The organism is Asticcacaulis sp. P4_H10 (assembly GCF_056400965.1).
Window position 1 is genome coordinate 573,060 of the sequence record NZ_JBFUKH010000001.1, and the last position, 23,566, is coordinate 596,625.

General features: G+C 62.6%; 20 protein-coding genes. 12 read left to right on the forward strand and 8 right to left on the reverse strand.

The genetic code is table 11. From position 1 onward, the window contains the following. The first annotated feature begins 20 nt into the window (after nucleotides 1-20). A complete protein-coding gene (locus AC1DON_RS02590; RefSeq protein ID WP_476933161.1) occupies nucleotides 21-923 on the forward strand; it encodes a DMT family transporter in 903 nt (300 codons plus the stop codon). Here AC1DON_RS02590 and AC1DON_RS02595 read toward each other — a convergent pair. Together AC1DON_RS02595 and AC1DON_RS02600 are read right to left on the reverse strand one after the other, a co-directional pair. Beyond that, nucleotides 895-1,245, reverse strand: coding sequence for a hypothetical protein (locus AC1DON_RS02595; protein ID WP_476933162.1), 351 nt, complete (start codon nucleotides 1,243-1,245; stop codon nucleotides 895-897). The two genes, AC1DON_RS02590 and AC1DON_RS02595, sit on opposite strands and share 29 nt — an antisense overlap. Further along, on the reverse strand, nucleotides 1,191-1,481 hold the full coding sequence (locus tag AC1DON_RS02600; protein ID WP_476933163.1) for a hypothetical protein: 291 nt from the start codon (nucleotides 1,479-1,481) through the stop codon (nucleotides 1,191-1,193). Before AC1DON_RS02600 ends, AC1DON_RS02595 begins: the two co-directional genes overlap by 55 nt. Before the next feature lie 171 nt (nucleotides 1,482-1,652). Between AC1DON_RS02600 and AC1DON_RS02605 the strand changes: the two genes are divergently transcribed. From AC1DON_RS02605 to AC1DON_RS02625, 5 genes are all read left to right on the forward strand, one after another. Further along, nucleotides 1,653-1,991, forward strand: coding sequence for a hypothetical protein (locus AC1DON_RS02605; protein ID WP_476933164.1), 339 nt, complete (start codon nucleotides 1,653-1,655; stop codon nucleotides 1,989-1,991). Nucleotides 1,992-2,300: 309 nt separating this feature from the next. Then, nucleotides 2,301-5,411, forward strand: a complete 3,111-nt coding sequence (locus AC1DON_RS02610; protein ID WP_476933165.1) for a TonB-dependent receptor — start codon at nucleotides 2,301-2,303, stop codon at nucleotides 5,409-5,411. A 249-nt stretch (nucleotides 5,412-5,660) separates the two neighbouring features. Continuing rightward, nucleotides 5,661-6,425, forward strand: a complete 765-nt coding sequence (locus AC1DON_RS02615) for a FadR/GntR family transcriptional regulator (protein ID WP_476933166.1) — start codon at nucleotides 5,661-5,663, stop codon at nucleotides 6,423-6,425. A gap of 143 nt (nucleotides 6,426-6,568) precedes the next feature. Beyond that, nucleotides 6,569-7,501, forward strand: a complete 933-nt coding sequence (locus tag AC1DON_RS02620) for an ABC transporter ATP-binding protein (protein ID WP_476933167.1) — start codon at nucleotides 6,569-6,571, stop codon at nucleotides 7,499-7,501. Next, nucleotides 7,498-8,259: an ABC transporter permease gene (locus AC1DON_RS02625; RefSeq protein ID WP_476933168.1), complete on the forward strand. Its 762-nt coding sequence runs from the start codon at nucleotides 7,498-7,500 to the stop codon at nucleotides 8,257-8,259. Before AC1DON_RS02620 ends, AC1DON_RS02625 begins: the two co-directional genes overlap by 4 nt. Nucleotides 8,260-8,296: 37 nt before the next feature. Here AC1DON_RS02625 and AC1DON_RS02630 read toward each other — a convergent pair whose 3' ends face one another. After that, nucleotides 8,297-8,938, reverse strand: a complete 642-nt coding sequence (locus tag AC1DON_RS02630; RefSeq protein ID WP_476933169.1) for a response regulator — start codon at nucleotides 8,936-8,938, stop codon at nucleotides 8,297-8,299. Continuing rightward, the gene (locus AC1DON_RS02635) at nucleotides 8,935-10,152 is read right to left on the reverse strand and encodes a TadE/TadG family type IV pilus assembly protein (RefSeq protein WP_476933170.1); all 1,218 of its coding nucleotides are present in this window, start codon (nucleotides 10,150-10,152) and stop codon (nucleotides 8,935-8,937) included. The genes AC1DON_RS02630 and AC1DON_RS02635 overlap by 4 nt, the downstream gene beginning before the upstream one ends. A 152-nt stretch (nucleotides 10,153-10,304) precedes the next feature. Between AC1DON_RS02635 and AC1DON_RS02640 the strand changes: the two genes are divergently transcribed. Continuing rightward, nucleotides 10,305-13,835, forward strand: coding sequence for an EAL domain-containing protein (locus AC1DON_RS02640; RefSeq protein WP_476933171.1), 3,531 nt, complete (start codon nucleotides 10,305-10,307; stop codon nucleotides 13,833-13,835). Nucleotides 13,836-13,938: 103 nt separating this feature from the next. Further along, complete coding sequence (locus AC1DON_RS02645) at nucleotides 13,939-15,201, forward strand: flavin monoamine oxidase family protein (RefSeq protein WP_476933172.1); 1,263 nt, start codon at nucleotides 13,939-13,941, stop codon at nucleotides 15,199-15,201. Nucleotides 15,202-15,209: 8 nt separating this feature from the next. Here AC1DON_RS02645 and AC1DON_RS02650 read toward each other — a convergent pair whose 3' ends face one another. The 3 genes from AC1DON_RS02650 to AC1DON_RS02660 form a co-directional block, all read right to left on the reverse strand. Beyond that, entirely contained in the window at nucleotides 15,210-15,632 is a 423-nt protein-coding gene (locus AC1DON_RS02650) for a GlcG/HbpS family heme-binding protein (protein ID WP_476933173.1), read from the reverse strand. Between the two features lie 122 nt (nucleotides 15,633-15,754). Further along, on the reverse strand, nucleotides 15,755-16,285 hold the full coding sequence (locus AC1DON_RS02655) for an inorganic diphosphatase (protein WP_476933174.1): 531 nt from the start codon (nucleotides 16,283-16,285) through the stop codon (nucleotides 15,755-15,757). Then, nucleotides 16,285-16,527, reverse strand: a complete 243-nt coding sequence (locus tag AC1DON_RS02660) for a hypothetical protein (RefSeq protein WP_476933175.1) — start codon at nucleotides 16,525-16,527, stop codon at nucleotides 16,285-16,287. Before AC1DON_RS02660 ends, AC1DON_RS02655 begins: the two co-directional genes overlap by 1 nt. A gap of 225 nt (nucleotides 16,528-16,752) precedes the next feature. On the opposite strand from AC1DON_RS02660, the gene AC1DON_RS02665 reads away from it, so the two are divergent. From AC1DON_RS02665 to AC1DON_RS02675, 3 genes are read left to right on the forward strand one after another with little or no spacing between them, the layout of a single operon-like run. Then, entirely contained in the window at nucleotides 16,753-17,004 is a 252-nt protein-coding gene (locus AC1DON_RS02665) for a FeoA family protein (RefSeq protein ID WP_476933176.1), read from the forward strand. Then, a complete protein-coding gene (gene feoB / locus AC1DON_RS02670) occupies nucleotides 17,004-18,836 on the forward strand; it encodes a ferrous iron transporter B (protein ID WP_476933177.1) in 1,833 nt (610 codons plus the stop codon). Before AC1DON_RS02665 ends, feoB begins: the two co-directional genes overlap by 1 nt. Next, nucleotides 18,824-19,045, forward strand: coding sequence for a DUF6587 family protein (locus AC1DON_RS02675; RefSeq protein ID WP_476933178.1), 222 nt, complete (start codon nucleotides 18,824-18,826; stop codon nucleotides 19,043-19,045). Before feoB ends, AC1DON_RS02675 begins: the two co-directional genes overlap by 13 nt. Here AC1DON_RS02675 and AC1DON_RS02680 read toward each other — a convergent pair. Then, a complete protein-coding gene (locus tag AC1DON_RS02680; RefSeq protein ID WP_476933179.1) occupies nucleotides 19,032-19,667 on the reverse strand; it encodes an SDR family oxidoreductase in 636 nt (211 codons plus the stop codon). The two genes, AC1DON_RS02675 and AC1DON_RS02680, sit on opposite strands and share 14 nt — an antisense overlap. Before the next feature lie 416 nt (nucleotides 19,668-20,083). Between AC1DON_RS02680 and AC1DON_RS02685 the strand changes: the two genes are divergently transcribed. Continuing rightward, nucleotides 20,084-23,554 carry a response regulator gene (locus tag AC1DON_RS02685; protein WP_476933180.1) on the forward strand — a complete coding sequence of 1,157 codons (3,471 nt, stop codon included), beginning with the start codon at nucleotides 20,084-20,086 and terminating at the stop codon, nucleotides 23,552-23,554. Nucleotides 23,555-23,566: the final 12 nt, after the last annotated feature.

The following is a 23,566-nucleotide window of genomic DNA, read 5'->3' on the forward strand; positions in this document are numbered from 1 at the left end:
AGGCGTGCAGGAGGTATCCCATGTCCGTCACGTCATCCGCACACCCATCCGTCACTCAGTCTTCCGTCCGCACACAGGCCTGGGTCAGCGCCGCCATCGCCGTGCTGATCTTTGGCGGTTCGTTGCCGGCCACCAAGCTGGCCGTGCTCGACATGTCGCCGTTTTTCCTGACGGCAGCGCGGGCGGTGATCGCAGCAGTACTGGGCGCGGCGTGCCTGTGGACGATGCGTGCGCCGCTGCCGAAAAAGACAGACATTGTGCCGCTGATGGTCGTGGCTGGTGGAGGCGTAATCGGCTTTCCACTCCTGACTGCCGTTGCGCTGCAAAGCATCCCTTCGGTCCATTCTATCGTCTTCACCGGCCTGCTGCCGCTGGTTACGGTAGTCTTCGCCACACAGCTGGGTGAAAAGCGCCCGAGGCGTCTGTTCTGGCTGTTCTCAGGACTCGGCGCCGCCTGCATCGTCGTCTATGCGATCGGCCATGGCTTTGCTGTCTCGCCCATGGGTGATCTGCTGATGCTCCTGGCGATCATCGTCTGTGGCTGGGGCTATGCCGAAGGGGCGCGCGTCGGTCGGAGGCTGGGCGGCTGGCAGGTCATCTGCTGGGCGTTGCTGATCGCCTTGCCGGTGACCCTGCCGCTGCTGCGGCTGACCTGGCCGGAAAATGTTGCCGCCATCTCGCTTCCAGCCTGGCTTGGCCTTGGCTATGTCGGCATCTTCTCGATGCTGATCGGCTTTTTCTTTTGGTATCGTGGCCTATCCCTGGGGGGAGTCGCCGCTGTCGGGCAGCTGCAGTTGCTTCAACCCTTCCTGGGGCTGGTTCTGGCGGCGTGGCTGCTGAAAGAGCAGGTCGGATTGCCCGTCCTGATCGTCATGGCCGCCATTGTTGGCTGCGTTATCGGTGCGCGGCGTTTCGCGACCTGAGGCGGCCGGCAGCGGCGTTTAACAGGGCGACCGAATAGAGCCGGTGCATGCCGATCAGCTGATTGAAGCCGGAGCCAAGATCGACGGAGCCGTCTGGCCGGATACGCGCCGGCACGACGGCGCTGCCGAAGTAGAGCCGCGTCGCGCAGTCCAGCGGCGTGCGCATCAGCCAAGAACTGGTCTTTGACTGATAGTCGCGCATGACGACCTGGTCTGCTGTGCGCGACTCAACCGTCCAGGCGGCGAACCGCTTTTGCTCACCTTTCGCTAGGGCAAGCGCCTGCGCATCGCTTGACGGCTTCGCGACCAGCGTGGCCAGCACCAGGCGTTCAGCTTGAACAGCCAGGTCGTGTAAAAGGCGTCTATATAGTCGGCCAGACTAACCGCACCCGGCAGGTCGATGTGAAAACAGTCTGTATAGGCGCGGCGGTCGCGATAGGCGTGCAGGAGAGACGTGGCAGGCAATGCGTTGTCGGCAATCACGGGCATGGCGCGGTCTTTCAGCCGGTGGCGATAGGTTACGGCTCGCACGAATCCAGCCGGCGGGTAAGCGGACATGATGTCGCGCTGTGCCGGATTCCAGAGTGCAGGCAAGACCTGACGGCCCCGCCCGCTGCTTTGGTCAGGACAATTCTGGCTTATCGTTTTTTAGCCGGTTCGCGACCCTCGCGCGCAGACGACTTACAGCGGCTGCGATATGTTCACGCCTGAACCGGAAGGACGAGGCACATGAAGCGGCGAAGCAAGGCGGGCATGGCGTCCTGGAGCCAGTTGGCATGGCTGACCGGTGAGATGCTGCTGGCTTCGGCCAGCGTCATCCAGCACAGGACAGGGCGTATGGCGAGAGCGGGATACCCCTTGTCCGCTAAGGATCAGAAAGAATTTACCCGCATGGTCCAGGAAAAGATCGATGCCGGTCGCGAGGCTGCCAGCGCCCTGGCACTCGCCAGCCTTGATCCGGCCTTTATGAGAACCAATGCCTCGGCGCTCAGTGTAGGCGAGGCGATGATCAAGCCTTTTCACAAGCGGGCAAAAGTCAATGCCCACAGGTTGAAGGCGAAATTATAGGGCCTTCGGCAACAGTCCGATATTGGTCAGACAATTAAAGCCCAGTTAGGACGCATATTCGCTAGCTTGATAGACGGCTTTAGCGCAAAATTTGCCGTTTCGCCCCTTAAAGGTCCTACAATTAGAGCCTCACCTGTGGCTATTTGCCAACAGAGGTAAAGCAATGTTCGGCATTATTGGTCTAACCTTATTGACACTATAACGCTGACCAATTACCCCTTTTGCATGTGACCGCTACCACGGCGCGACAAGCAGCCAGGCCACAGCAGAACAAGTGCAAGCAATGCACAGCATCGGGAGAGAAACATCATGTCGTTAGTGCGCGGGACGTCCCGTCATACCCTTAAGCTTGCCCTGATGGGCGCGACCGTTCTGGCGGGCGCCTTCGGCGTCGCCAACGCTCAGGAAACAGCATCCGCTGGCCAGGACACCGACGTCGTCGTTGTCACCGGCTATCGCGGATCGCTGCAAAGCTCGACGACCGCCAAGCAGCGTGCGGTCGGCTTCCAGGACGCGATTTTTGCCGAAGACATCGGCAAGTTTCCTGACAATAACATCGCTGAATCCTTCAACCGCATTCCGGGCGTCAATATTTCGCGCGAAATCACCGGCGACGGCGTCAACATCGCCATCCGCGGCCTTGGCACCAACTTCACACGCGTCCTGCTGAACGGCGCCGCCGTAGCCGTTGCCTCGACCGGCTCGACGGATTCGCAGAACACCAACCGCGAAGTCGATCTTGACCTGTTCCCGACCGAACTGTTCACGCAGCTGACCGTCGACAAGAGCCCGCAGGCCAGCATGGTTGAAGGCGGCGCCGCCGGCACCGTCAACATGCGCCAGGCGCGTCCGTTCGACCGCAAGGGCAACCGCCTCTACGCCACGGTCACGGGCGTCAAGAACTCCGAAGCCGATGACTATGGCTACAAGGCTTCGGTTCTCGGCAGCGCGGTGTTCGACAGTTTCGGCATCCTGGGTGGCGTCTCGCTGTCCAAGACCCGGATCGCCGCCTCGGGCTTTGAAACCATCGGCTGGACCAATGCCAACCTCAGCGCCACCCAACGCACGACCGGCACGCGCAACGGCACCGGCGGCGGCAACTGGACGATTCCGGGCACCGTGCCTGCCAATGCCGGTAACGGCCTGACGACGGGCGCGACCATAGACCAGGCCTTTCTGCTGGCGCAGAATCCGGGCCTGACAATTGATCAGATCGATAACGCCATCATCCCGCGCCTTGGCCGCCCGATGAACGAGTACGGCGATCGCGATCGCGTCAGCGGTATCTTCGGCATGGAATGGCGCCCAAGTGATGGCTTCCGCGCCTATCTCGACACCATGTATGCCCATAAGAAGACGGACGTCGAGCGTACCGACATGAACTGGGTCGGCCGTAACGGCGCCGCCATCCCATTGAATATGAAGGTCGACCGTAGTGACTGCGCCAATGGCTGCGTGGTTACCGAAGGCACCTTCGCCAACGCGCAGTTCTTCCTCGAATACCGACCCTATACCGAAGAGACGGATTTCCGATCGGTCAATCCGGGCTTCGAATGGGACCTCACCGACCGCCTCAAGCTGTCGGCCAGCGCCAACTGGACCAAGTCCGAATTCCATCGCGAATCGCCGACCTTCCTGGTCATCACGCCGGGCTCGTCGGGCCTGACGGTGAAGTATACCAATGACGGCGGCATTCCGGTCATGTCATCGAATGTTGACCTGAACAATCCGGCCAGCTTCGTCTGGAACGGCGGCCGCGTGAATATCCAGGACGAAAAGCGCATTACCGAAACCAAGGGGGCGCGGGCAGACCTGAAGTGGGGCGACAGCGCATTCAACATCCAGTTCGGCGCCTCCTATGACGACACGATGCGCAGCATCAATGCCTACGACAACAGCCAGGCGTGGCAGAACGCGGTGTGCGGCAACAATCCGAACGTCTTCCTGCCGGGACCGAACACCCAGCCGGCCTGTAAGGGCGAAGTCATCACCAACACCGCCGCAGCTATCGCAGCCGGCTATCCGGCCTATGCCGGCCTGGGCACCGGCTATTCGTCGGGTACGCCCGCGCTTGCCTATGGCGGCTCGCTGGTTCCACAATCCGCCCTGGCCAGCTATCTGTCGGCCGGCCCGTATGGCTACATCACGGTCGACTGGGACAAGTTCAAGACGGCGTCGCAATACGACAAGTTCCACGACTCGGCGCCCGAAGCCGGCAGCGCCAATACCGGCGCCAGCGGTGGCCTGGTGCAGGAAAAGGTTCAGGGTGCCTATATCCAGGTCAACGGCGATCGCGACATCTTCGGTTCGCACCGCCTGCGCTATAATTTCGGCATCCGCGCGATTACGACCGAACAGACGATCGGCGGCCGTGTCTCGATCCCCGATCCGCGCAACTCGCAGGATCCGGACGGCGCGGGGCCCCTGCCGAACGCCTGCCCAGGTACCGGCAACGTACGCGACGGCGCCTGCTACCCGAACCTCGTGACCTTCGCGACGACGACCACGATCTACAAGAACTACCTGCCGTCGGCCAGTTTCGCGCTGAACATCACCGACAAGCTGATCGGCCGTCTGTCATCGTCGACGACCATGACGCGAGCGAACCCGAACACCATGTTGCCGGGCCTGAATTTCTCCTCGCCGTCGGCGGATACGGGCAGTGTTGGCAATGGCGGCCTGAAGCCGTTCATCTCTGACAACCTGGACGTCGGCTTCGAATACTACACCGGCCGCGAAGGCTATTTCGGCGTGACGGCGTTCAACAAGAAGATCACCGGTTTCACGACCAACGGCAATTCGACTGTGCCTTTCTCGGCGCTGGCGGCCTATGGCGTGACCTATGATACGCTGAGCCCAACCCAGCAGACCGCCATTACTTCGCGTGGCGGGCCGGCAGCTGCGACGGTTGTCCTGACCCAACAGGTCAATGCGACCGGTCTTTTGACGGTCAACGGCACCGAGTTCAACTGGGTGCAGCCGCTGGGTCAATGGTTCGAAGCGCTGGATGGCTTCGGCTTCAGCACCAACTACACCCACATCAAGCAGACGGGCACGGGCGCTGCGCCGGCCATCGCGATCGGCGTGCCGGAAAACACCTATAACTTCACGGCATTCTACGAAGCCAATGGCCTGATGGTCCGCCTGTCGGGCAACCACGTCGATGGCACGCAGTCGTCGGGCACCAACCAGAACGGCATCACGGCTGCGGCCTTCTATTCCGAAGCCCGCGACCAGCTGGACCTGTCGTCGAGCCTGGAGCTGTCAAAGTTCAATGTGCCGGGCAACCTTCAACTGACGCTGGATGTTATCAACCTGACCGATGCGGAACTGCGGACGAACTTCCAGTTCAGCAACGCTGCCTTTACGGTCTACAAGCCGGGGACGACCGTCATGGTTGGTCTGCGCGGCCAGTTCTAGGTCTTGCCTATCTCAATCCGGTCGCGGCGACGCGGCCGGACAGGAGGGGCCCGCCAAACCGGGGAGGGCCCCTCCATCTCCTGCCTGCAAGCCGGGCGATGACTTCACTGCCTGTTTTGACTTCCACGCGGCGGCATCGTCACTGGCAATGCCGCCGTTCTTTTCCCTCAGGACGGGCAGGTTTTTTTAGGGTTGAAACCCTTTTCGGGAAAGGTCATACAATCTGTGTCCATTCACGACGCGTCGCAGATGTCCGAAACCAAAAAGCTTTATCGCCAGATCGCTGATTCTATTGCCGCCGAAATTGAGTCGGGGCGATACACGCCCGGCGACCGGCTGCCGACGGAACGTGACCTGGCGGTGCATTTCGGCGTCAGTCGCCCGACTTTGCGTGAAGCCCTGATTGCGCTCGAAATCCTCGGCTATATCGAAGCCAAGCACGGTCACGGCATCCTGGTCACCGAGCGCCATGCCCCGGCCATGCCAATCACCGACAGCGAAATCGGCGCCTTCGAGTTAATCGAGGCGCGGCGCCTGTTCGAAGGTGAAGTCGCAGCTATGGCGGCAACTCAGGCCAATAATGAGCAGGTCGAGGCGTTGGACAAGCTGCTGAAGGCCATGGCCGACAAGGATCCGGTCATCGCCGAAAAGGCCGACCGTGAGTTCCACCTGATGCTGGCGCACATTACCGGCAACGGGGCTCTTATCGCTACGGTCGAAAACCTGTGGGACTGGCGCTATCGCTCGCCCTTGGCACGCAATATCCTGTCGCGGGCGGCCGATCTCGGCATGGCGGCGCGGATCGGAGAGCACACCGCGATTGTTGACGCGCTGCGCAACCACTCGCCCGCCGCGGCGCGCCAGGCGATGCACGACCATATGGACCGGGTGATCGAGCACCTGCTCAATGCAACCGAGGACTTTGCGGTCGAAACCGCCAAAAAGGCCTCGACCGAACGCCGCAAGGCCCTGGCCAAGAAGTTCCAGGCGCTGGCGATTTCGCTGGAAGCGTAAGAGCCGGCTCGGTTGGGGCCATCGCTGTCGTCCTCCAAAAACTGAGTCGCTCACAGCTTTATTCTGCTGACATTATCCGTCGCGACTCGCGTTATGCCCAAGGCGCACCTATCTGACCACAGGCGGGCGCAAGAAGGGCAAACATGGATAGCATCATCTCGATCAAAGGTCTGCGAAAGACCTATAAGGGCGGTCACCAGGCGCTGAAAGGCGTCGATCTCGATATCCGGCGCGGCGAAATTTTCGCGCTTCTTGGGCCCAATGGCGCCGGCAAGACGACACTGATCGGCGCGGTTTGCGGGCTGGTGCGCATTACCGAAGGCACGGTCATCGCCGACGGCCACGACGTCGTGAAGGACTTCCGCAAGGCGCGCGAAAAGATCGGCCTGGTCCCTCAGGAACTGGCGACCGACATGTTCGTGAAGGTGTGGGACACGGTCGAGTTCTCGCGCGGCCTGTTCAACAAGACGCCCAATAAAAAGCACCTTGAGCAGGTGCTGCGCGACCTGTCGCTGTGGGACAAGAAGGATAACAAGATCGCCACCCTGTCGGGCGGTATGAAGCGCCGCGTGCTGATCGCCAAGGCCCTGGCGCACGAGCCTGACATCCTGTTCCTCGATGAACCGACTGCGGGCGTCGATGTCGAGCTGCGGCGCGACATGTGGGAAATGGTCCGCAAACTGCGCGAGCGCGGCGTGACCATCATCCTGACAACCCACTATATCGAAGAGGCCGAGGAAATGGCCGACCGGATCGGGGTCATCGACAAGGGCCAGATCATCCTGGTCGAGGAAAAGCGCGCCCTGATGAAGAAGCTGGGCCAGACCGAGATGAAGATCGAACTGAAGGCGCCACTCGACGGCATGCCACCGGAACTGAGCGGATGGCCGGTCACCCTGTCCGAGGACGGCCTGGTGCTGACCCTGACGCTGAAAGGCGAAGACAGCGAAGAGGACACTTCGGCGGCCGATTTCATCAAGAAGCTGGCGGCTGAAAACATAGACTTCAAGTCGATCGATATGCACCGCTCCTCGCTCGAGGACATCTTCGTCAGCCTGGTAGGGAAAACGCAATGAACTGGCATGCTATCCGCGAAATCTATGCGTTCGAACTGGGCCGGTCGATCCGCACCCTGTTCCAGAGCCTGGCGGCGCCGGTCATTTCGACCTCGCTTTATTTCATCGTCTTCGGCTCGGCGATCGGCGGCCGCATGGCGGAAATCGATGGCGTGGCCTATGGCGCCTTCATCGTGCCAGGCCTGATCATGCTGACCGTCCTGACCGAAAGCACGTCGAATGCCTCCTTCGGCATCTATCTGCCGAGGTTTACCGGGACGATTTACGAAGTCCTGTCCGCGCCGATATCCGTGACGGAAATCCTGATCGGCTATGTCGGGGCTGCGGCGACCAAGTCGGTTGTCCTCGGTTGTGTTATCATGGCGACGGCGCGGCTGTTCGTGCCCTATGAGATCGTTCATCCGGTGTGGACGGCGATGTTCCTGATCCTGACCTCGGTGACCTTCTGCCTGTTCGGCTTTATCCTTGGGGTCTGGGCGGACGGCTTCGAAAAGCTGCAGGTCGTGCCAATGCTGATCCTGTCGCCGCTGGCCTTCCTGGGTGGCACCTTCTACTCGATCAAGATGCTGGCCGAACCCTGGCAGACTGTGGCCCTGTTCAATCCGATCGCCTACCTGGTCAACGGCTTCCGCTGGGCCTTCTACGGTACCGCGGACATATCGGTGTGGGTAAGCTTAGGCATGACCTTCGTTTTCATGGCGGTGTGCCTGGTGATCATCACCTGGATATTCCGTACGGGATATCGGTTGAGGACGTGATTCCCGCTCCCCGCTCGCGAGGAGAAGAAAAAGGAACCTAACCCTCGGCCAGCAGCTTCGCCGCCTGGCTGATATTGTCCTGAAGCGTGCGCAGGCCCGAGGCGTGGTCGCGGATTTCCGTGGCCGCGGAACGCACGCCCGGCTCATGAGAACTGCACAGCGTGCCGGCGCGTTCATAGATGGCGTTGGCCGGCCGCGTCAGATTGGTGCTGCACAGCTTGAGCAATTCTGCCGAGGCGGCATTCATGCCCTGAAGCTCATAGAGCTGGCGGCGGAGACCGGCCTCGTCGCGGGCATTGCGCAGCACATAGGCCAGCTGGTGCGACAGGACGCGCCAGTTGAGCGGCTTCACCACGAAAGATGTTGCGCCCAATGCATAGGCGCGGTCGACGGCCGCCATGTCTTCGCGGCCCGTGGCGACGACGATCGGCAGGTGACGCAGCCCGTCGCTCGCGCGCACCCGTTCGATCAGCTCGAAACCATCCATGTTCGGCATTTCAAGGTCGATCAGGGCGATGTCGATCCCGCCCTGCTGCAGGCGCGCAAGCGCGACCACGCCGTCCTCAGCGACCTCGACCTCGACGTCCGGTGTAGCGAGATGGACGGTGGCGAACTCGCGCAGGATGGGGTCGTCATCGGCCACCAGCAGGCGGGCCGCTTCAAAGCTTACAAAACTCATTCTTTTAACACAGTGCCGTTTGATGGGCCGACGCCGGCCGGAACGGGGACGCCCGATCCGACATAGCGGTTGTTGATGACCAGGGTGGGGCCGTTCTTGAGCTGGATGTCGCGCGCCACGATGACGCTCCAGTCGGAGTCCTGCGCGACACTGCCCTTGGCGGTGACTTCCAGGGTGGCGCTGGGCATGTAGATGGTGCCAAGCAACTGGCCTGCATTGCCGGACGCGATCTTGAAGGTGTTGTGGTTCTGCCGCGTCGTCGCGATCAGGAAGCCGGCGAACGGGCCGGATTTGCGCGCCGTCAGGCGGACAGTGGCCTTGTCCGCGAAATTGAAGATGTTGAGCGGGCCGAAGATCAGCGCGACATCGTCCCCCGTCAGGACTGAGTCCTGGGTCATGATCACCCCGCCCATGAAGTAGTGATCACCAGGCAGGAGGCGCAGGCGCGCCTTGCCGGCAACCAGGACCGGCAGGCAATGTACGCCGGCGGGCAGGCTGGAATCGTTAAGCAGGGGCGTGAGGCCGACACTCAGGCCGAGATTCAGATTGCACAGGGTCTTTGGGTCGAGGTTCATGCCGTCGAACGGGTCAGGAATAACCATGGCGCCTGAATTGCCTTGCGGGTAGGTCGTCCCGGTGACCGTGCCGGCCGCCTGGACGCGTTCGGCGGTAATCGATGAGGATTTGCCGACCGTGATGTTTTCGTTGGCGTGGATCAGGCAGCCGGGTGCGCGGATCTGCGAATTGTTCGTCACCTGAATGCCGCCGCCGGACGTTTGCAGCACGCACAAGGGTGTCTTTTGCAGGGCTTCAGCCGTGGCGGTCGCCTTGATGGTCTTGTCGCCGATGCCGGTGATCGCCGCCAGCGACTTGTGGTCGGCGGTGCCGTTCACTGTGACGGTGCCGTCGGCCTCATTGACAACGACCTGAAAATGAAAGACGCCGGGATCGGGCGCTGCGGCGACGTTTCTTCGCGCTGTGACCGTCGCGGTGGTCGTGACTTCGCCGACAGCGTCGTAGCTGGCGATCGCCAGCTTGCCTGCACCGGCCAGGGCGCCGGTGTCGACGGCCTCCTGAAGCAGAGACCGCGTGTTTGAAATCATAAAGAATTCAAGGGCGCCCATGACGGCCATGACGATGGGCACGGCGGTGAGGGCGAAGGTCATGGCAACATTGCCGCGCCGGTCTGCACCGTGCGCGGAGACAATTTTCAACAGACGCCTTGCCCATATAAACACCCGGAGAGCCTACCGGAAAAGGCTTAAAATCCAGCTTAGGGATATCGTAAACGCCGGTAAGGGAATTATGGTTAACGAGATGGTAACGGCCTTCGGCTACCCGTAGGACGGGTGGGCCGGACGAGTAGATGCAGAAGACACCGAAATCAAAGCCGGCGAAGGCGAGGCCAGGCAGGACAGGGCACAAGAGTTCGATCCGCAGGCGGCTGATGTGGCTCAGCCTGGGGTCGGTGCTGCTGTCGACCCTGCCGGTCGCCGGCCTGTTCGTCGCGCACGAAGCGTCGCGCCAGGCCCAGGCGCGCTGGACGGTCATGACCTCCGCCGCCGAAGTGCTGGCGTCGAGCGCGGTCGAAGCCGTCGAGACCCACGACCAGCCGCACGCCTTCGCCGCCATCCGCGCTGTGTCGCGCACGCCGGGCATCATCTATGGCCGTGTCGAAGACAGCAATCGCGCCGTCCTGGCGGAGACCGGCACGGGCGCGCGCCTGCGCAACGACGTCAAGCTCAATGCCGATTTCGCCAGCCCTGGTATCCTGCCGCTGCTGATGACGCGCAGCATCGAGGTCGAGGCGCCCGTGCGTTCGGGGAACCGCACGATCGGACGCGTCGTTGTTGTCCATACGGCTGAGGGCATGGCCGGCTCACTCCTCCAGGCCCTGGCCGGGATGCTGGCGATCGCGGCCCTGACGCTGCTGGTGGCGCTGATGGTCACGCGCCGGCTGCAGGCCGCCATGACCCGGCCGCTGCGCGAGCTGTCGGAGTCGATGGCGGCGATTTCGCAGGGCGATTTCAGCCGGCGCGTTGCCGTCGCCGGGCAGGACGAACTTGGCGGACTGGTCGAAGGCTATAACGCCATGCTCGACGCCATCCGCGAGCGCGACGAACAGATCGCCGGACAGATGCGTGGGCTGGAGGCGGAAGTCGCCGCGCGCACAAGTGACTATGTCGCCGCCCGCGACGAAGCCGTGGCCGCCAATGCTGCCAAATCCGACTTCCTGGCGACGATGAGCCATGAAATCCGCACGCCGATGAACGGTGTCATGGTGATGGCCGAAATGCTGGCCGGTGAAAGCCTGCCGGCCAAGGCGCGGCGCTATGCCGCCACCATCGTCAAATCGGGCAAGGGGCTTCTGGCTGTCATCAACGACATTCTCGATTTTTCCAAGATCGAGGCCGGCAAGCTCGAGATCGAAACAGCCGACGTCGATATCGTCGATACGGTCGATGAGACCCTGGCCCTGTTCAGCGCCGCTGCGCGCGACAAGGGGCTGGAGCTGGTGGCGGCCGTCAGCCCCGATGCGCCGCGCATGGTGCGAGGGGACGCCGTGCGGCTGGGCCAGGTGGTGTCGAACCTGGTATCCAATGCCCTGAAATTCACCGAAAGCGGTCACGTCCGCGTTCGCGTCGAGGCCGACCCTAAGCCGGATTTCCTGCGCGTGGTCGTCGAAGATACCGGTATTGGCATCGCCAGGGACAAGATCGGCAAGCTGTTTTCCGCCTTCACCCAGGAAGACCAGACAACGACGCGCCGGTTTGGCGGCACAGGGCTGGGCCTGTCGATCGCCAAACGCCTGGCGGAAGCCATGGGTGGCCGTATCGCCGTGACGAGCGAGCAGGGCGTCGGCACCGAGTTTCACGTCCGTCTGCCGGTTGCGGGCACGGAGACTGCGGCGCCGCCTCAGGTTGATGGGGCGCTGCCGGTTCAGGTCCTCGTAGCCGCTCCGATCGAGCGCAATGCGCTGGTGCTGCGGCTGTCGGCCGCCGGCGCCGATGTTGCTGGCACCGAACCAAGGTTGACCATTGCCGACCGCGCCTGCCGTGATCATGTCACCTGCGCGCCCGAAACGCTCGTCCTGCTGGCGGATGCGGGCGACAACGAAGCTGAGGACTGGGTCCTGGACGGGCGCGCCGCCTGTGTCCTGGCCCGGCCGCTGCGCCACCGCGATTTCGACCGCCTGATCGCCGCCGTGCGCGATGGCCGCCCGTTGGTGGCGCACGAGCCGGCGCCGGACGCCGAGGTGATCGACGTCGTCTATCCGCGCGCCCGGGTGCTGGTGGTCGATGACGGCGAGGTTAACCGCGAAGTCGCCTGTGAGGCCCTGTCGCGCTTCGGCATTACCGCGCACACCGCCGCCGATGGCCAGGAAGCGCTCGATATCCTGGACAGTGAGGCCTACGACCTGGTGCTGATGGACGGCTCTATGCCTGTCCTCGACGGTTTCGAAGCGACGCGGCAACTGCGCGCGCGCGGCCAGGAAGTGCCTGTCGTGGCGCTGACGGCGCATGTGGTGGGCGCTGCCGCCGAAGCGTGGCGCGAGGCCGGCATGGATGGCGTCCTGCATAAGCCGTTTACGCTCGAGGCGCTGGGCAGTGTCCTGCACGACTGGCTGGCCGCCAAGGCGCGCCACGTCGATGAGGTTGCGACCGTCGAGGTTCAGGTTCCAGTCGTCGTCGAAGCCGCGCCGGTGCCCGCCCAGGCCAGTATCGATATGTCCTTGTTCGATGCAGATACGCTGAAGCCGATCCTGGCGGGCCTGAAGAATGGCCGCAGCGATTTCGTCACCCGTGTCGTCGGTCTCTACCGCAGTCACGCCCCCGAAGCCGTTGGCCGCATGGCGGCGGCGTGCCGCAGCCGCGACGCCGCCGAAATGACGTCGGCCGCCCATGCACTGAAATCGATGAGCCTGAACTTGGGCGCCAAGGCCGTCGCCACCGTTGCCGGTGAGATCGAAAAGGCCGCGCGCGACGAAGGACGCGTCGTGCCGGCCGACGTCATCGAAGGCATTGCGGCCCTGGCTGATCGGACGATTGTCGAGTTGGGACGCATCGTCGATACGCCGGCGGCCGTTCCGACCGCAGCCGGTCAGGTCGATCCGGATGTGGCGTTGATGGCTGAGCTGGAGGCCGACATCGATGCCGGCCGTCTCGAGATGCTGTATCAGCCGATTTACGACCGCCACGGCCAGAAGGTGATCTCGGCCGAGGCGCTGGTGCGCTGGGCGCGCAACGGCAAGCCGGTCGGACCAGCGGTCTTCATTCCGTTGGCGGAGCGGACCGGGCTGATCACGAAGATCGGCGCCTTTGCCCGCCGCCGCGTACTGCAACAAGCGGCCGCCTGGGGGCTGCCGGTCGCGATCAATGTCTCACCGATCGAACTCGACCGGCCGGGCTTCCTCGACGGCGTTCGCGCGCTGCTGAAGGAGACGGGCTATGATGCCAAGTGCATGATTCTGGAGGTCACCGAGACGGCGTTCCTTGGCGAGCCGTCGCGCACGCGTTTGCTGTTCGAAGAACTGCGCAGCCTCGGTATCCGGCTGGCTCTGGATGATTTCGGCGTGGGTTATTCGTCGCTGACGGCGCTGCATCGTTTCCCGTTCGACAAGATCAAGATCGACCGCGAATTCGTCACCGCACTCGACGGCGAGTCGCGTAGCGCGCTCGAAGCCCTGGCCATCGTCCAGGCGGTTACGGGCATTGGCCGCGCCTTCGGCATGCAGGTGATCGCCGAAGGGATTGAGACTGTCACTCAGCACCAGCACCTGAAGGCGGCGGGGATCCACGGCATGCAGGGCTATCTGTTCAGCCGGCCGGTAACGGCGGCCGACTTCACGGCGCTGATCGGCGGCGTTGAGGCCGCGCCGCAACGTGATGTTGCCTGACCCAACATAATGCCGTGATATCCGGGGCGCAGGGCGTAAACCATATTGCGCCTTTATCGCCTGACGCGCGAAATTCTCCGAAAAATTACGGAGGAGGCGAGCGATGGAAGACGTCATTATCGTTGGCGCCGGCATGGCCGGTCTCGCAGCGGCGATCGAACTGAAACGCAGCAACGTATCTTTTCGCATCCTCGAAGCCGGGGACGGCGTCGGTGGCCGGGCGCGCACGCGAATCCTGCGATCCGGCGTGGCGGCGGACCTCGGCGCGCACTGGCTGCACGGCGACAGCAATCCGCTGACCCAGGAGCTGCAGCGTTTCAGTGTGACGGCGCGGCCCGACGCGGGCGATGTCCTCTGGCTTTATCGCGATGGCGAAGCGCAGCAGGAAGATATGGAGGCCTGGCTGGACGCGGCGATCCGCGGCGATCTGGCCAACGCAATCATGGCCGGGGACCATCCCGACGTTCCCCTGCCGGAACTGGGCGTAGATGACGCCGCGCGCGACATGCTCGCGACCTTCAGCCTGCTGTGGAACGGGGTTCCACCGCCGATCTATCCATCGGCGCGCGAGTTCCTGACCGATGAGAACACGCCGGGCGGCGTCCACGTCGAAGGCGGGATGTGCACCCTGACCTCGGCCCTGCTGGCCGAAGCCGGCGCCGATCGTGTGCATCTGCGCACCTCGGTTTGCCGCATAACGGAGACAGCCGATGGCGTCAGTATTCAGTCGATGGACGGATCGGTGTGGACGGCGCGCCGAGTGATCTTCACCGGATCGCTGGGCGTCCTCCAGGGGCGGTTGGTGACCTTCACGCCCGATCTGTCGCGCGGCTTCCACGAACAGATCGCCGGCCTCGTCATGGGGCACATCAACAAGATTATCATTGAGGTCGATCCTGAATTCATGGCCGTCAACGGTGTGCCGGTGGACATGGCGCTGGAACTGCTCGACGGCGAGGCGCCGCACTTCTGTCACGTCCATAGCGCCGGCCAGCCGGTGATCCAGATCTATGCCGGCGGGCAGCAGGCTGAGGCGATCGAGTCCCTGGCGGCCGACCAGGCCCTGGCCTATGCGCGCGACATACTTGCGCCGGTCGAAGTATTGAAGGGGTTCGAAGCGCATGTCATGTCGCCGCCGATCGTTACGCGCTGGGTGGCCAACCCCTATACGCGCGGCGCCTATTCGTGCTGCCTGCCAGGAGCGCGCCGATCGGGACCGCTGACCGAGGGCTTGGTGACCTTCTGCGGCGAGGCCTTCGACGAGCGCTTTCCGGCGTCGTTGCCAGGGGCCTGGCGTTCGGGCAAGGCGGCGGCCGAGATCGTTATCGCGGAATTGGCGAAGCTGGCCGTGCCTGAAACAGCCTGATCGCGTCGCTAGCTCTTCAGGCTTTTCAGGATCGCGGCGATGGCGATCTCGGCGATCTCCAGGTCTTCTTCCCCCTTCAATCCGCTGATCGCGACGCTGCCGACGCACTTGCCATCGACGACGACAGGCGCGCCGCCATCCCAGCCGACATAGCGCGATGAGCCATGATAGCTCATCAAGGCGTTGTCCGAAAACGTATCACGGCCGGTATCGCCGGACTTCCGGCGTACGCGTGAAGAGGTAAAGACCTTGTCTGCGGCAATGACGGCCGAGGGCAGGGAGGCGCCGTTCATGCGCCACAGCGCAATGACTTCGCCGTGCCGGTCGCCAACGGCGATCGAGCCGGCCTTACCGCGGTTGCGCAGTTCGCCGATAGCCGTATCGATGGCGATCCTGGCTTCTTCTTCGCCGAGTTCGATATAAGTCTGCATGGCGTGTCTCCTCCTGGCTGCCGTAGGACAGCCCGTCCGTGCCGTCAAGGTCAATGGGGAATCATGTCATCTGACGCTTATGAGGGGCATAGCCCGAAAGGAGATGTCTACCCGCCCGAAGGCTATGCGTTCAGCCTGACCTCATTTTGGCGGATCATTCGGATCGCCTCGTCAGGTCCCGCCCGGCCGAGGTTCCTGAACTCACGGCCTTCCATCAGGTTGTAGGACAGGAAGAAGTGCTCGATCTCGGCCAGCTTCTGAGTCGACAGGTCCTTGTAATGGCGCAACTCCGGCGGATTGTGCGGCGTCTCGAGTACGCCCAGCAGCCGGTCGTTACGAAACGTCCTGCCGTCGTCGGTTTGCTCGGCCTGCAGGACCCCGATGACACGTACCGGCACGACCGCGCCGATGTGCAGCGGCTCATCCATTATGACAAGGATGTCGAGCTCGTCGCCGTCTTCGCCGCGCGTCTGCGGGACAAAGCCGAAATTGTAGGGAAAATAGGCGCCAAGTGGCAAAAGCTTGCTGAGGCGGAAAAGACCACTTTCCGGCTCGTGCTTGTACTTGCCATTGCTGCCCTTGGGCGTATCGATGACCGCATTGACCAGGCCGGTCTTCGAGTCGATGGCCTCAAGGGCGTGATAGAAGTCCATCAATGCTTGTCGCGGTAAACGATGCGATGTGGCCGGTGATAGGTCACGCGTGTCATGGCGCTGCCGACCGCGTAACCAATGAGCAGGGCCAGGGCGAAACTGGCCAACGGCATGGTCTGGACGTTTTCCTGCAACCGGTGCGCAGTGTCCGTCAACTGATCCTTGACGGATTCGTAGGGCGGAATGGCCTTGGCGGTCGTGCGCGGTTCCAGATCGATGCGGTGTGGCGTCAGTACGTCCATGAGCGGCTCCCTCCTGTTGGATTTCAAAATATGAGCCTAGCGCACGCCAAGTAAGGATGAAGCGGAGCGCACATGAGTCCGCTGCAAAAAACCAATAAGCAGGGTGCGGCAAACCCTCCCTTGACCCCACAGGGTGAAACGCTTAGATGATAATCATTCGCAGCTTTTTGGCGCAAGATTTTGCCCGGCAGTGGTGCGATGCCGGACGAACCAGAAACGTTTCAAATGACCCTGAGTGAACTGCCCGCCTTTACCGCCGCTACCGTCGTGGAGGTGCGCGATGTCGCTGACGGCGACGTCATCGGCCGGCGCCTGCGCGAACTGGGGTTTGTGCGCGGAGAGCCGGTCAGGATCGTCGGCAAGGGCTTCCTGGGGAGTGATCCGTTGCTGATCCAGATCGGCTTTACGCGCTTTGCGCTGCGCCGCGCCGAGGCCGCCAGAATTCTGGTGGAATCGGTTCATGTGGAGACGGTCTGATGGACAGCCTGACGATCGCCCTGGTCGGGAACCCCAATTGCGGCAAGACCGCCCTTTTCAACCAGCTGACCGGCGCGCGCCAGAAAGTTGCCAACTACGCCGGTGTGACGGTCGAGCGCAAGGAAGGCGTCTTCACCGCGCCTTCAGGTCGCAAGGTCAAGGTGCTGGACCTGCCGGGTACCTACAGCCTCGACGCCATGGGCGCCGACGAAATCATCACGCGCGATGTCTGTCTGGGTAATCGCGAAGAGGAGATGCCCGACCTGATCGTCTGCGTCGCCGACGCGACCAATCTGCGCCTGCATCTGCGCTTCGTCCTTGAGGTCAAGGCGCTGGGCCGTCCCATGGTCGTGGCGCTCAACATGATGGACGCCGCTGCCCAACGCGGCATCCAGATCGATGTCGCCACCCTGTCGCGCGAACTGGGGTTGACCATCATCGGCACCGTGGCGACCAAGATCAACGGCGCATCCGACCTTGTCGCCTATCTCGACCGCAATGCCGCCGACCACATTGCACCCGAAACCGTGCCGGACGATCTGCACGCCGAAGTCCGCCGCCTGCTTGATGTCGCGGTCGTCATGCCGACGCGCACGTCGAAGGTCGATGATGCACTGGATCGCTTCTTTCTCAACCCGATATTTGGCCTGCCGCTGCTGGTCGTGCTGATGTTCGTCATCTTCCAGGCGGTCTTTGCCGGGGCGGCGCCGTTGCAGGGCGGTATCGAAGCCGGTTTCGGCTATCTGGCCGGGCTGGCCGGCGAGCACATGCCGGACAGCCTGCTCAAGAGCTTCATCGTCGATGCCGTCATCAACGGCATGGGCGCCGTGCTGGTCTTCCTGCCGCAGATACTGATCCTGTTCTTCTTCATCCTGGTCCTGGAAGAGTCGGGCTATTTGCCGCGCGCAGCATTTATGCTGGATAAGCTGATGTCGGGAGCAGGGCTGACCGGGCGTTCCTTTATCCCCTTGCTGTCCAGCCACGCCTGCGCCATCCCAGGTATCATGGCGACGCGCAGCATTCCGGATGTGCGCGAACGGCTGACGACGATCATGATCGCGCCCTTGATGACCTGCTCGGCGCGTCTGCCGGTCTACACATTGTTGATCCCCGCCTTCATTCCGGAACAGACGGTTGGTGGTTTCCTGAGCCTGAACGGCCTGATCCTATTTGGCATGTACGTTGTTGGCATTCTTAGCGGTCTTATTGTGTCGTGGGTCATGACCCTCACCCGCCGCAAGATCGAATATCCGCTGATGATGGAACTGCCGTCCTATCGCCTCCCGGGAGCGCGCAACCTGGCGCTGGGCCTGCTGGAACGCGCCCGTATCTTCATCCGTCGTATCACCGGCACCATCTTTGCCGCCAACACCATATTGTGGGTGCTGACGACCTTCCCGGGCAAGCCGGAAGGCGCGGAAGGAGCTGCAGTCGATTATTCCTTCGCCGGCATAGTCGGCCACGCCATGCAGCCCTTGTTCGCGCCAATCGGTTTCAATTGGCAGATCTGTGTAGCCTTGATCCCCGGGCTTACCGCGCGCGAAGTCGCCGTATCATCGCTGGCGACCGTTTATTCCGTTAGTGCGGCGGACGAGGGGGAAACGGCGGCGCAATTGACGACGTTAATCAGCAGCCAATGGGCGGTCGCCACCGGTCTGTCGCTCATGGCCTGGTACGTCTTTGCCCCGCAGTGTATGTCAACATTGGCTGTCATCCGGCGCGAAACCAATTCATGGAAGATGGTCGGCCTGACAGCAGGGTACTTATTCGTGCTGGCCTATGTCGCGTCCCTCATCACCTATCAGGTCGCGAGGCAGATATGGCCTATCTAATCCTGCAATACATGGTTCTGGCGACTGCTGTCTTGTTCAGCCTGTGGCACGTGCTGAACAAGCTCAGCCCCAAGACCCTTCAGGTCCTGCGGACGCGGGTGACCGGGCGTGCGCCTGAGGAAGCGCCGAAGGGCTGTGGCACCGGATGCGATACCTGCCGGATGTGCGCCACCATTACGGCGCTGACCAAGGATATTAGTCCGCGCTGACGAAATCGCGCGCGTCGATGAGTTGGCCGTTCATCCCGGCCGACTCGATGCTGGCCAGGAAAACGAAGCTTGAGGCCATGTCGTCCGCGGTCATCGCTAAATGAGCGCGCGTTTCCTGATTGGCGGCGGACAGGTGCAGCAGGGGAAGGGGGGCTACGGCATTGACGCGCACGCTGTGCTTGGCGGCGACCTGGGCCAGGGATCGCGTAAAGGCTGGCACGGTGTCGTCGTACGCCGTGTTGATGATCGCGCCGCCGGCATCCATGACCCTTAAGGCATTGCGTGTCAGGTAGAGGGTCGCGAACGCCAGGGGCGGCATGCCGCCGACCGTCGTGCTGTCGCGTTCGGGCGGGTTGTTGACGAGTATATCCAGACCGTCGAAGGCCGTGAGGGCCTCATCGAGGGCGCGGTCGCAGGTATCCAGTTCGCGCATGTCGCCATTGATGGTCACGCAAATTCGGCCCAATTGCTGGATCGACTGGCGCAGGGCATCGGGAATGCCCGCCGAGGACAGCAGCGCCACGTGCGCGCCTTCGCGGGCAAAACGCAGGGCAATCGCCTGCCCCAGCGGGCTTTCGACGCCGGTAATCAATACGCGTTTGCCGGCAAGCTTCCGTGGCACGGACGTATGATCCAGATCCGCGGGCACGGACCTGGCCTGCTTGGCCAGATTGTACATTAGGCATTCTCCACCGATGCCGTCTTTTGCGGCTTTTTCACCCGTGATTAACGTCAAAAGACGATAAAAATGCGATGTGGATTCCAGCGTTTCCGGGCCACGACTTCGTGAAGCTTGATTGATCCCGGCGGCGGTTTGTCCTTGCAATTGCAGGGAATTTCGTCTCTTTCGATAACCGGGCGATCGGGTTTTCGCGTGACGGGTGTAGAGTGGGTGTGCGGGGCACACTTTTGTTCGCGTTGCTTACGACATTCTTATGGAAAAATTGGCGCTTCTTATTGGATGCTTGCGGGCGGGGCCTTAGCTTGGATCTTTGGGGCTGCGCCGGACATGGGGACCGGCGTCCCTAGGGAACAGACATGCAGTCACCTTCGTTTCTGGCGAGCTTCGGGCGTCAGGCAAAAGCCGACGTCGTCACCTCACTCAGCCTGGCCATCGTGGCGGCTTTTTTCGTGGCCAGCGGCATTATCTCATACATGAATGTCGAGACTGTGCGAAAGGATAACCGAGAGGTTATGCGGACGCACAGCATACTGCTGGGCGCCAGCGACGTCTTCTCGCTCCTGAAGGACGCGGAAACCGGCCAGCGCGGCTACGTGCTGACCGGGCGTGACGCTTATCTTGAACCCTACAACGCCGCGCGCGCCGAACTCGAGAATGAGTTGAAAGCGCTTGAAAACCTGACGCAGGACGATGCCGTTCAGGCAGCCCGGCTGGCTGGCATCCGGTTGCGCGTGAATTCGAAACTGGCCGAACTGGCGCAGACCATCGAGGTCCGCCGTACGCAAGGCTTCGAGGCGGCGCAGGCGCTCATACTGACAGATCGTGGCAAGGCGGATATGGACATCGTCCGCTCCTCGATCAGCGCCATGCAGGCCGAGGAAGGCCAGAAACGCGCGCAGAAAATTGCCGAGATGAACGCCGCCTACGTGACGTCTGTGGCTTCGATCGGCATAGCGGCGCTTCTGGGCGTCATCCTGACCGGCATTATCGCCGGCCTGATCGGGCGGACCAGTGCCGCGCGCCGGCGCGAGGAATGGCTCCAATCCGGCCAGGTGGGACTGTCGAGCGCCATGCTGGGCGAGCAGAATATGGAACAGCTGGGTCACAACATCCTGACCTACCTGACCGGCTATACCAGCAGCGACGTCGCGGCCTTTTATGTCAAGGAAGGGGGGCTTTTCCGCCGCGCGGCAACCTATGGCGTGCCGTCCGACGCCGATACGCCCGATGCCTTCCGGAGTGGCGAAGGCCTGTTGGGTGAAGCCGCTGCGTCGGCGCGGCCTATTGTCTTGAAGGACTTGCCCGATGCCCATATCAAGGCGGGTTCGGCGCTGGGCCAATGGCGGCCGCGCCAGGTCGTCATCATGCCGGCCGTGTCCGAAGGCAGTGTCGACGCCGTCGTCGAACTCGGCTTCCTGCAGTCGCTTCCCGACACCACCCAGCCCCTGCTGCAGCGGGCCTCGGAATTCATCAGTATTGCGGTGCGCTCAGCGCGCTACCGCCAGCACCTGCAGAGCCTGCTGGAAGAGACCCAGCGCCAGTCCGAGGAACTGCAAAGCCAGTCCGAGGAGTTGCGCGTCAACAACGAGGAACTGGAAGAACAGAGCCGCGCACTGAAGGAGTCGCACATCCGACTGGAGCAGCAGCAGGCCGAGCTGGAGCAGACCAATAACCAGCTCGAAGAACAGGCCCAGGCGCTGGAGGTACAGAGGGACGAAATCGGCCGTGCCCGCGATACCGTGGAGGCCAAGGCCCGGGAGCTGGAGCAGGCGAGCCGCTACAAGTCCGACTTCCTGGCCAATATGTCGCACGAACTGCGTACGCCGCTCAATTCGTCGCTGATCCTGGCAAAGCTGCTGTCCGACAACACCGAAGGCAACCTGACCGAAGAGCAGGTCAAGTTCGCCAGGACGATCCAGTCGTCCGGCAATGACCTGCTGTCGCTGATCAATGACATCCTCGACCTGTCCAAGATCGAGGCGGGCCAGATGGACATCCGGCCAGAGCCGGTATCGCTGGTGCGGCTGACGAATGACCTGCGCCGGACCTTCGATCATGTTGCCGGCCAGAAGGGGCTGGAATTCCGCACGGTGATCGCCGATGGCCTGCCTGAGGTTGTCGATACCGACCGCCTGCGCCTGGAACAGGTTCTGAAGAACCTGCTGTCGAACGCTTTCAAGTTCACCGAGGATGGCTCGGTCGAGCTGAATATCAGCCAGACCAAGGACGGCCGGGTGCGCTTTGCCGTCGTCGACACCGGCATCGGCATTTCGCCGGAACAGCAGCAGGCCGTATTCGACGCTTTCCGCCAGGCGGATTCGACCATCAGCCGCAAGTATGGCGGCACGGGCCTCGGCCTGTCGATTTCCCGTGAGCTGTCACGCCTGCTGGGTGGCGTTCTGTCGCTGGAAAGCACGCCGGGCGAGGGCTCAACCTTCGCCATCACCCTGCCGTTCGTCTATGATCCGGCCAGCATCGCGCCGGCCTTGCGCGGCCAGCCTGCGCCGGTCGTCCAGGACACAGCACCGCGCGCCGCCCGCAACCTGCCGGCAAAGAAGGCGGAAACGGCCGACGCGCCGGCCACGCCGCTTCGCCGTTTGCCCGACGACCGCGGCAAGCTGGATGGCAGCACCCGCACCATCCTGGTTGTTGAGGACGATGAGGCGTTCGCGCACATTCTTTATGACCTGGCCCACGAGCTTGATTTCAAATGCCTGCTGTCATCGACCGCCGAAGACGCGCTGGTCACGGCACGCGAATATACGCCGTCGGCCATCGTGCTCGATGTCGGTTTGCCAGACCATTCCGGCCTGTCGGTCCTCGATCGCCTGAAGCACGACGCGCGCACCCGCCACATCCCCGTCCACGTCGTGTCGGCCAGCGACTACATGCACGCGGCCCTGTCGCTCGGCGCCATCGGCTACATGCTGAAGCCGGTCAAGCGCGAGGAACTGATCGAAGCGTTCAAAAACTTCGAGACCCATCTGGACGCCAAGATGCGCCGGGTCCTGATCGTCGAGGACGACGATACGCAGCGCGACGCCGTGCGCCGTCTGCTGGCCTCGCAAGACGTCGAATGTCACGCCGTCGGCACAGCCGCAGAGTGCCTGGAAGAGCTGAAGTCGCAGACCTATGACTGCATGGTGCTCGACCTGTCGCTGCCCGACGCGTCGGGCTATTCGCTGCTGGAGACGCTCAGCCAGGAAGAGGCCTATTCGTTTCCGCCGGTCATTGTCTATACGGGCCACGACCTGTCGGCCGACGAGGAAGAGCGGTTGCGCCGCTACTCGCGCTCGATCATCATCAAGGGCGCCAAGTCGCCCGAACGCCTACTCGATGAGGTCAGCCTGTTCCTGCATCAGGTGGTGTCGGAACTGTCGCCCGAGCAGCAGACCCTGCTGCGCAAGGCGCGTAACCGCGACAGCATCCTCGAGGGCCGTCGCATCCTGGTTGTCGAGGACGATGTGCGCAATGTCTATGCCGTCACCAACATCTTCGAGCCGCTGGGCGCGCAAATCCAGATCGCCCGCAACGGCAAGGAAGCCCTGAAGGCGCTGGATGCCGCACTGGCCGCCGGCAATGAGGGCGCCAATGGCGTCGATCTGGTCCTGATGGACGTCATGATGCCCGAAATGGATGGGCTGACCGCGACGCGCGAAATCCGCAAGCGCGCCGAATGGAAGAAGCTGCCGGTCATCATGCTGACGGCCAAGGCGATGAAGGACGACCAGGAAAAGTGCCTCGACGCCGGCGCCAACGACTATATGGCCAAGCCTCTGGATGTTGAAAAGCTGGTCTCGCTCGTCCGCGTCTGGATGCCGCGATGAAAGTCCAGGTCA